General features: G+C 43.8%; 6 protein-coding genes. 2 read left to right on the plus strand and 4 right to left on the minus strand.

Annotated elements, in window-relative coordinates; genetic code table 11:
* Positions 1-212: 212 nt before the first annotated feature.
* The 3 genes from F6J99_RS35915 to F6J99_RS35925 all read right to left on the minus strand — a co-directional run bounded on the left by F6J99_RS35915 (position 213) and on the right by F6J99_RS35925 (position 2,707).
* Positions 213-761, minus strand: coding sequence for an ATP/GTP-binding protein (locus tag F6J99_RS35915; protein WP_293120368.1), 549 nt, complete (start codon positions 759-761; stop codon positions 213-215).
* A 151-nt stretch (positions 762-912) separates the two neighbouring features.
* Positions 913-1,773 carry a DUF4388 domain-containing protein gene (locus tag F6J99_RS35920; protein ID WP_070390987.1) on the minus strand — a complete coding sequence of 287 codons (861 nt, stop codon included), beginning with the start codon at positions 1,771-1,773 and terminating at the stop codon, positions 913-915.
* Between the two features lie 523 nt (positions 1,774-2,296).
* Positions 2,297-2,707, minus strand: coding sequence for a roadblock/LC7 domain-containing protein (locus F6J99_RS35925; RefSeq protein ID WP_293120371.1), 411 nt, complete (start codon positions 2,705-2,707; stop codon positions 2,297-2,299).
* 431 nt (positions 2,708-3,138) lie between these two features.
* Between F6J99_RS35925 and aspS the strand changes: the two genes are divergently transcribed.
* Complete coding sequence (gene aspS, locus F6J99_RS35930) at positions 3,139-4,926, plus strand: aspartate--tRNA ligase (protein WP_293120372.1); 1,788 nt, start codon at positions 3,139-3,141, stop codon at positions 4,924-4,926.
* A gap of 26 nt (positions 4,927-4,952) precedes the next feature.
* On the opposite strand, the gene F6J99_RS35935 is transcribed toward aspS, so the two are convergent.
* Positions 4,953-5,903 (minus strand): YbhN family protein, encoded by a 951-nt coding sequence (locus tag F6J99_RS35935; protein ID WP_070390990.1) that lies wholly within the window; start codon positions 5,901-5,903, stop codon positions 4,953-4,955.
* Positions 5,904-6,287: 384 nt separating this feature from the next.
* Here F6J99_RS35935 and F6J99_RS35940 point away from each other — a divergent pair, with 384 nt between their 5' ends.
* On the plus strand, positions 6,288-8,846 hold the full coding sequence (locus tag F6J99_RS35940) for an NACHT domain-containing protein (RefSeq protein ID WP_293120374.1): 2,559 nt from the start codon (positions 6,288-6,290) through the stop codon (positions 8,844-8,846).
* Positions 8,847-9,302: the final 456 nt, after the last annotated feature.

Below are 9,302 nucleotides of genomic sequence, written 5' to 3' on the forward strand. Positions count from 1 at the left end.
AGCGCGGTCTTGGGGGTTTCCCCCACTCGCTATTGCATCAAGAGAGGGCAGTCCGTTCTTAAAGCCCAGCGCCTCCTAAGGGATGCCCGGATTGGCGCTTGTTGCCTACACTGAACTCGTTCGCGGAGCGGCTCTGTAAGAGCAGAGTCAGTGTAGGAGCTGTCACTATCGCTAGATCCTAAATTTAGATTTTACGGCGATCAGCCCACACTCTAGCGATTAGGGGGAGTGTGGGAGATGTCGCATTTAATGATATATTGTACTAGCACTATTAATGCTTGAATCACAGAATCTCGTTGATTGGCATTGAGGCTGACCATCGGGGGTCGATTGCTTTCATCCACAAAGCCCAACGCGATCGCTACATCCTCTTGGGACCAAGCTCCTTCACAATCGACATGGGTTAGACCAATCACTAGGGGAATTTTCACACGCTGTCCCATAAAACTGAGTAGGCGACGGGAAGCGCTAAACTGATTGGGACGATGGGCATCAACAAGGAGTATGTAAGCATGGGCTTTCCGAATCAGGATGTCCCACATGAAATCAAAGCGAGACTGTCCTGGAGTACCATATAAATGTAGCGCCATATCTTGAGCAAATTGCAAACGCCCAAAGTCCATCGCTACTGTAGTTTTTTGCTTAATTTTAGTTGTCACGTCCGTTGCTAGGCAATCTGTATCCACTACATCAATTTCGCTAACCGAGCGAATGAAAGAGGATTTTCCAGCACCCACGGCACCGGTTACAACTAGACGCATAATTTCCACGCTTATTTGCTGTTAGCCGTTCTGAAGTAGAATCGGAAACACTACAACACTATTGTCAACCATAGGATTAGGATTATTATGCTCTGATTGCATAAAAACTACCATTAAGTCCAAAAAGTACCTAGCTGTTATTAATCCTTAATTACCTCCTTAAGAAACCAAGTAAGTGTTGCACAAAGCGATTGCTCAGCTCTTGAGGATTGTCCTCCTCAGTTCGATTTGCCCCAACCGCGACTGGCTCTAATTCCTGTGATTGCCAATAGTTCTGTTGATATGAAGTCAGCATAGGCACTTCTGCGACTAAACCCACGCTAATCAGCCGGAAGGATATCTGTTGAACCGTTTCCAGAGACTTGCCCAACCGAGTAGCAATATCAGTCAGGGGAATTGACCCATTGGCTAATTTCCAAACTGCAGCTTCCATAGGGTCTAGCCCTAACTGCCGATGACCGACCATCGCCCTAGATAGTGCTGAGGTTGTCTCAGGTAGCTTGTCTGCTAATCCAGTCCAATCTGGTAGAGCTCGCAGACCAATTAGAGTAGCTTTGGTAGCTGAGATGCTTAAACCCGTCATTTCTATCGTGGGCAAGGTTGCCTTAGAGTCAAACCTAAATTTAGCATCTTTGAGCCTGAATAAGCCACAAACTGAGCGTAGCACCTGGGCATGAAATAGTAGTCTCAACTGCTCTGGATGCAGAAATCCCTTAGTCTTCAAGTACAGACCAATAGGTTTATTGGCCGGACATCGGTTTACCTGTTCATTGATTACCTCAGGGCTCAGCCAACCCCGCTGACACATCATTTTCAGCAGGCATTGGTTATCCAGACGATGGCTAACTGCCAAGATCCGACCTTGGCGCAGTAGAATATGTCGAGCTTTTATTTCTTGACTATGCCTACTTAGCTTGAATCGGAGGGTTAGTAATCCAGTTTTGTTTCCTTGATCGAGGAACTGAAACAATTCTGGGAGGGAAAATTCCGCTAAAGAACTCGTGATAGCCATTACTTGCCAATAAGAAAGAAAGTCACCTATTACTAGGCTTAAGTTTATTGATAGTCACAAGACATAATGAATAATCTATTTTTTTTGATCGATTTTTTCGGATTTTATATTAAAGTTATTAAATTTTAATTATTTGACAATACAATTCTAACCATTGGGTTAGTAATTCCCTAAGTGTAAAGTAAAAAAATTCTATCTTATGACTGATGCGTAAAATTAAGATATAAGCATCACAGAGGAGAGGGTCAGGAGGGTTTCTGACATTGGCAATCTGACATTGGCAATAGGCTTAACTCAAACCTGGGGCTTATATAGTTTTCCCAGTATAGCGACTTGCAGTTAACACCATAGGTATCTTGAGTTACCTAAAATCAAAAGGATTTGTTAAATTATTCAAATCACAGCCACCATTTTTACCAAAAATCCTAGGTAATACATTATCTTGAACTAGCTGTCAAGATAAAATTCACCCACCCTACTCTAAGCAGTGGCAACCTTTCATCTCGTTGCTGTGGCACTTTAGCTAGAGTTTTGTTTCATAAATTCCTGGAATGCTCTGGTGAGGCTCTAAAGCTACCTTCAACTCTGGAATCACCCGCTTGATTTCCAGCATCAGCACCCCCTGTTTAGCTGCCTTGGTGGCTAAGACTAATAGAACAGCATACTCCCCACAGTTGGTTAGTATACCATAACCTTTATTACCTTCTACGAAAATGCGGTCTAGAATACCTCTGGACAATTCCGAGCCAATCCGTTCACCTAGGGATAACATAGCAGCTGACATGGCTGATACTCGTTCTTCATCCATCTCGCTCGGTAAACTGGATGCTATAGGCAGTCCATCAGGAGAAACTAAAGCAGCTCCTTGAACCTCACTGGTGCTGGTAACAAAATTTTGGATAATGGTCTCCAGCTTGGCGGTATTAATGGTCATGGTTATCCATTCCTCATCAAAACTTTACTGCTCAATTGAGTTTGTCGAAAATAGAGTGATAGGGAAAGTCTAGCCAATTATCAAGGTCTAGTTACCATACTCGGTCGTTGCAGTAGAATGGTCGGAGATCTGGCTTGGGTTCGCATCTCAGGAACTATAGCCCAAAGGTACACAAGACCTATGAAACCTTTTCTCCCATATCAGGAAGCCTAGTGTCAGACTATGGCCTAGACTCGGGTCAAATGAGCTATAATGCAGACTTTGTGGTGCCTGAAATTGCCTGGGTCGGCTTATTGGCGGGGGATTTGAATCCTAGTCAAGTGCTGGTAAAACAGCACATATCATCCGTGAGGCTGAGAATCTAAGACCATAACGCACCAGGGTTTAGCTTGATAAGTAAATTAATTGAAATAGTATTATAGACAAAAACTATGCGAACTCATTATTGTGGTGAACTCCGAAACCAGCACATTGGTGAAACTGTTACCCTCTGTGGCTGGGTCTCGAAACGTCGTGACCATGGAGGTGTCATCTTCTTGGACCTACGGGATATTCGTGGTGTTGTCCAAATTGTTAGTGACCCTGAGCGTACCCCTGATTCCTATAACGATGCCGATCACCTGCGCAATGAATATGTAGTAAACGTTACTGGACGAGTTACTAAGCGTCCTGACGAGTCCCTTAATCCGAAATTGCCTACTGGCGAGGTAGAAATTTACGCTCTCTACATTGAACTGCTCAATAAAGTCCGTAAGCAGTTACCATTTCAGGTGTCCAGTGCTGATACTGAGTCAGTGCGAGAAGACTTGCGCCTGAAGTATCGCTACTTGGACTTAAGACGCGATCGCATGAGCAAAAACCTGCAACTGCGCCATCAGGTGATTAGAGGAATTCGCCGTTACCTGGAAGATGAACAAGGCTTCATCGAAGTGGAAACCCCAGTGCTAACTCGTTCCACTCCCGAAGGTGCTAGAGACTATCTTGTCCCCTCCCGTGTTAATCCGGGTCAGTGGTACGCTCTGCCCCAATCCCCCCAATTGTTTAAGCAGCTGTTGATGGTATCGGGTCTGGATCGATACTACCAGATTGCCCGATGTTTCAGGGATGAAGACCTCAGAGCTGACCGACAGCCAGAGTTTACCCAGTTGGACATGGAAATGTCGTTTATGTCCCAAGAGGAAATTCTCCAGCTTAATGAGACATTAGTATGTCACATTTTTAAAACAGTCAAAGGTATTGATATCCCCAGACCATTCCCCCGCCTCACTTACGCTCAAGCCATGGAACGCTACGGAAGTGATAAACCCGATACTCGCTTTGGCTTAGAACTAGTCAATGTCTCTGATTTGATGAAAGATTCTGGCTTCAAAGTCTTTTCCGGTGCAGTAAAGAGTGGGGGTGTAGTCAAAGTTCTACCTATTCCTGGTGGTAATGAAGCTATATCGAATGTCCGGATTAAACCAGGCGGTGACTTATTCAAAGAAGCAAGCGAAGCTGGTGCTAAGGGGATAGCTTACATCCGGGTGCGAGAAGGAGGTGAAATTGATACTATCGGGGCGATTAAGGATAACCTAAGTGATAGCCAAAAACAGCAGTTATTAGAAGTAACTGGTGCTACTGCTGGTCATTTGCTGTTGTTTGGTGCTGGTTCAGCTGACATCGTTAATAAAACCCTCGACCGCTTACGACTTGTGATTGGTCAAGAATTGGGATTAATTGATTCAACAAAGATTAACTTACTCTGGGTAACAGACTTCCCCATGTTTGAGTGGAATGCGGATGAAAAGCGTTTAGAAGCACTGCACCACCCATTTACAGCTCCCCATCCTGATGATTTAGATGATGTGAAAACGGCTCGGGCTCAAGCCTATGACTTAGTATGGAACGGGGTAGAAATCGGTGGTGGTAGTCTCCGGATATACCAGCCAGAGATTCAGCAACAGGTTTTTGAAGCTATTGGCTTGTCTGAAGAAGAAGCTAACAGTAAGTTTGGGTTTCTGCTGGAAGCCTTTGACTATGGTGCCCCTCCTCACGGTGGGATTGCTTATGGTTTGGATCGGCTAGTAATGCTATTAGCTGGGGAAGAATCTATTCGCGATGTGATTGCTTTCCCGAAAACCCAACAAGCACGTTCTTTGCTAACCGATGCTCCAGGTGCTGTGGATGATAAACAGTTAAAAGAGTTGTATGTCGCTTCTACCTATCACGATGAAGAATGAAGTATCAAGAATGAAGTATCAAGACTTCATTCTTCATCTTGATTAGAAGAGCGATCGCTTGGAGGTTCATTTAACCATGCCAGTGCCGCACCGCTAACTTCTGATAGAATACTGATCAAACGATACAAGGCAACCGAACTCAGCACCACTGCCGGAGCAAAGTCATGCTCTAGTAAACCCACCGCAGTGGCTTCAAATACCCCAACTCCCCCTGGTGCCCCTGGGACAATTAAGCCCAACAGCCAAGCTACACTAAATCCACTAAGCAACAGGGGGAGTTGGCTGGGAGTGATTGGGCTTAAGGCTAACAGGGTAAGCAAAAACCCTGAACCTCGCAATCCCAAAAAGCCCAATTCCCCCAACAATGGTAGGATTGGGTAGCGCTTGACCCGGATAATCTGATCTTCATCTGATTCAATGCTTTTCTTCTTGCCTGTTAATTTAGCTAAATACTGTAGGCATGGGTTTAAACACCAAGGATGAATCAGTATCAGCACAGCAAACAGAATTGGGAGTTGAATGATCCGGCTGGCCAAAGGAGAGCTGATCAAAGCCAGCAATAAAGCACCTACTGCCATCATGGGAGGTTCCATTAACACGCTCAGAGTAGCTACTCCCAATGGAACTCCTGCTGTTTTCGCTGCCCAGATCCGACCATAGAAGTGCCAAACGTTACCTGGTAAGTATTTGGCAATGTTAACTTTCAGATAGATCCGGATACACCATCCAAGCCCTGGTTGTTGGTCGAATTCCCGGAGTATCCAATGCCAAACCCAGCCAGTCCAGGTGTGGGCTACCAATGTCACGCCAACAGCGATCGCTAAACAAGTCCATCCAGAAGTGCTGATCCGAATCGCTAGCACTTCTTGCCAGTTGTCTTTCAAGGCTTTTGCTAAAAAGAATAATGTCCCACCTAAGATTGCCCAGCGTAGGTAAGGTTTTAGGGGTGATAGGACTCGCTTAATCGCTACATTCATTGACTATCTATTCTAACATTTTTACAAAGTAATACGACACGAACGAAGATATCACAAATGACAGACAAAGAATGAGAGTGATAAAATGCTAAAAACTCAATTAGATTACTAATAGTTAAAAATATATATTTAAAATATAGCATTGTTTATAAAAATTTAGAATTGATCAGCAGTGTCATCGAGTAAGCGTGTTTACAGCAAGTTGGGTTGTTACTAGGTCACTATTGCAACGGTTTTTTGCCCAAGAGGATTGAGGGTTGACAGTTGACGGTTAAAAGTCAAATTCAAGGATAGTCTTACCAGTAAATTACATCTTTAAGCGGCAACTTAGTATTAGACTCGCTTACACTCGAAAGCAAGGGGCTTTGTAGCAGTAGCATCACTATGCCAGAAAACATGTCGGACAAGCCATCATTCCAAAACAAGTCAAATGAGAAAGCTTTGGAACCAGAAGAAAACTTGGTCATGGGGTTGTGGGGAAAATTCACCTCACAGTTTCACGACGGAAAATCAACCTCACAGTTTCAAGACAAGTATTACCAAAGCTTAGTCTACGGTTTTCGTGACTTGAAGACGGTAGTGTTAAACACAAGGCTATCAAGGCTCTCATTCGAGCAGGTATTTGTCCCCCTAAGATTCGCTACAAAAATTCCAGGATCTCAGATCAGTCAGGAAATTTGGGATTTTATCGCCAAAATACCTAAAAGAGCAGCCTATCGACATTTGGCAATCATTGCCCCCCCAGGGTCAGGAAAAACCACTACGTTGCAGCATTTGACCCTGACCTATGCCAACAATGCTCACCGCCAGTATAAAGCGCCAAAACTAATTCCTATACTGGTAGATTTGCGGAATAGTTGCGATCGCATTACTAGTGAGCAAACACCATTATTGGCACAGCTAGTTACGAAACAAGTTGAGGAAGGGTCATTACCAGGATTGGGTCAATCCGCAGGCTTGGAGAAACCTCCTGCTAATTGGTTTCAGGATCAGTTAGAAAATGGCAAATGCTTAGTGATGTTGGATGGGTTGGATGAAGTAGCTGATCCGGATCAGCGTCAGCAGGTGAGTCAATGGGTTAACCAGCAGATGCAAACCTATCCCCAAACTGCTTTTATCCTGACATATCGTCACCAGGGCTATCGTAGTATACTCGGGTCGCAGATCGAAACAGTTTTAGAAGTACAACCATTCAATTTCAACCAAATTCAGCAATTTATTCAGGGCTGGTATCCACAAACTAAGATTAGTAGTCGAGGAAAACAATTATCAGCTCAGAAGCAAGTTGAGGATTTAGTAGAGCGGATTAGAAATAATCCCTCGATAGCTTCAATGGCAAGCAACCCACTGCTGCTAACTATGATAGCTACCCTTCACGCTTGCGGTAGCATCTTATTACCAGAGCGTCGGGGAGAACTTTACAGCAAAATTTGCCATGTATTGCTGGAGGTGTCATCAGCTCAGAATATCCCTAGACCGCTAACAACTGTCCAAAAACAATCAGTGTTACAAAGACTAGCACTAGGGTTGATGGAACAGGAAACTTGTGAATTCACCCCATCTGATAGTCAAGAGCACCTAGCATCAGTGGCAGGGAGTCCGCTAAAACCAAAGGAATTTCTTAAGCATATAGAGACAGCTACTGGGTTATTAGTGGAAAGGAGGCTAGGGATTTACGAGTTTGCTCACCAGAGTTTTCAGGACTATTTAGCCGCTGCTCAGGTAAAGGAACTGAACCAAGAGCAGATCTTGACTAAAAACGTGGATAATCCCTGGTGGACTGAAACTATCCGCTTCTGGGCGTCGGATGCTGATGGCACTAACTTGATTAGTGCAGCCTTGGAAAAGGCTACAGAAGAGTCTTTAGCTCTTGCTTATGATTGCCTAGCCCAAGGGTTGACCGTTAAGCCTAAGCTAGAGCAACAACTTGAACAAGTCCTAGCAGCCGATTTAGCATCCCCTAATCCAGAAATTGCTCAGTTAGCTGCAGAGGTTAAGTTATCTAGGCGGTTGAATCAACTATTCCGGATTGATGACAGAATCGAAATTGGATTGAGTTATATTACCTGTGCTGAGTATCAATTATTTTTGGATGAAACCCTAGCAGCAGGTGAGTATCATCAGCCAGATCATTGGGAAAGCAAACGGTTTATAGCGTTAGAGGGAAATCAGCCAATTACTGGAATTGGAGCTAGTGATGCCGAAGCATTTTGTAAATGGTTGACTCAAAACTACTCAACACCAGGATTCAGGTACAGATTGCCCACTTCCGATGAAGCACAGGAGTACCAAGCGATTGAACAGCCAGTAGGCTGCTGGTGCCAGGAAAAAGAACACAACCTGATTGTGGGCATAAAAGCAGCTAAGTGGAAAAATTGGCAAAAACAATTAGCTAATGTTGTTCAACTAGATATAGCTCTAGATTTAAACCTAAACTTGGAGGGGGAACTAGAACTGTTCCGATACCTAGATATCCAACTCTATCGATATTTAGAGCTTAACCTCTACCAATACCGAAATCTTTACCAAGAGCTTGAACAAAACCTCGACCTCGATCGATACCTTTACCAAAACCTTGAGCCATACCAAGACCTATACAAAGACCTCAACCTAGGTCAATATATCAACCTCAATCCCTACCTCAACTTCAACCTTGAGCGATACGAAAACCCAGATCTTAAATTACTTCGCTTCTATGTGCTGTTAGTATTTATTGCCTGGAGTGTGCGAGCTGATATTTATAAAAAAGTTGCTACCAATCCTGAAATCCTAAAACCTGTTCATTTGACGGTTCAAAATTGTCAAGAATTCAGCCGTAAATATGCCAGTAATAGGGATAAAATTGCTCCAATTTACACATTATTTTTATTAATGGATGAGCGACGAACTGGTCGAATGCCAGCTTGGGAGGGAATTCGGGTTGTTCGAGAAAAAGTTAACTAAACTATCCAATAAAACAAGCCAAATAATTATTAACAGTTATAAAGTTAAATGCCGATTAGCTTACCATCGGCGAAGCGGGCAAGCTGAATGCTAATAGCTAAATCTAATAGCTAAATCCTTGATACAGCGTTTTTCATAACTATCAGGTACACGGGATTTTTTAACTCTTCCCTCTTCACTCTTCCCTCTTCCCTCTTCCCTCTTCCCTCTTCCCTACTCCCTGCTCCCTGCTCCCTGCTCCCTAAAAGCCCATAATTTGTACCTCATCGAATTGCAAACCGCCGTAATTTACCATTATCATTAATCACCACAATCTAGTAATGCAAAAATAGATTGCGCAGCGGCCACACCTTTTTGTAATTTTGCATGAACATTTGTTAGGCGTTTAAGTGGCGGGAAAATTGCAATCATTGCCGTAACCAATCCAGTAAACTCACCTGGCGTCATATTGCCACC

The organism is Moorena sp. SIO4G3 (genome assembly GCF_010692305.1).
In the GTDB taxonomy this organism is placed as follows: domain Bacteria; phylum Cyanobacteriota; class Cyanobacteriia; order Cyanobacteriales; family Coleofasciculaceae; genus Moorena; species Moorena producens_A.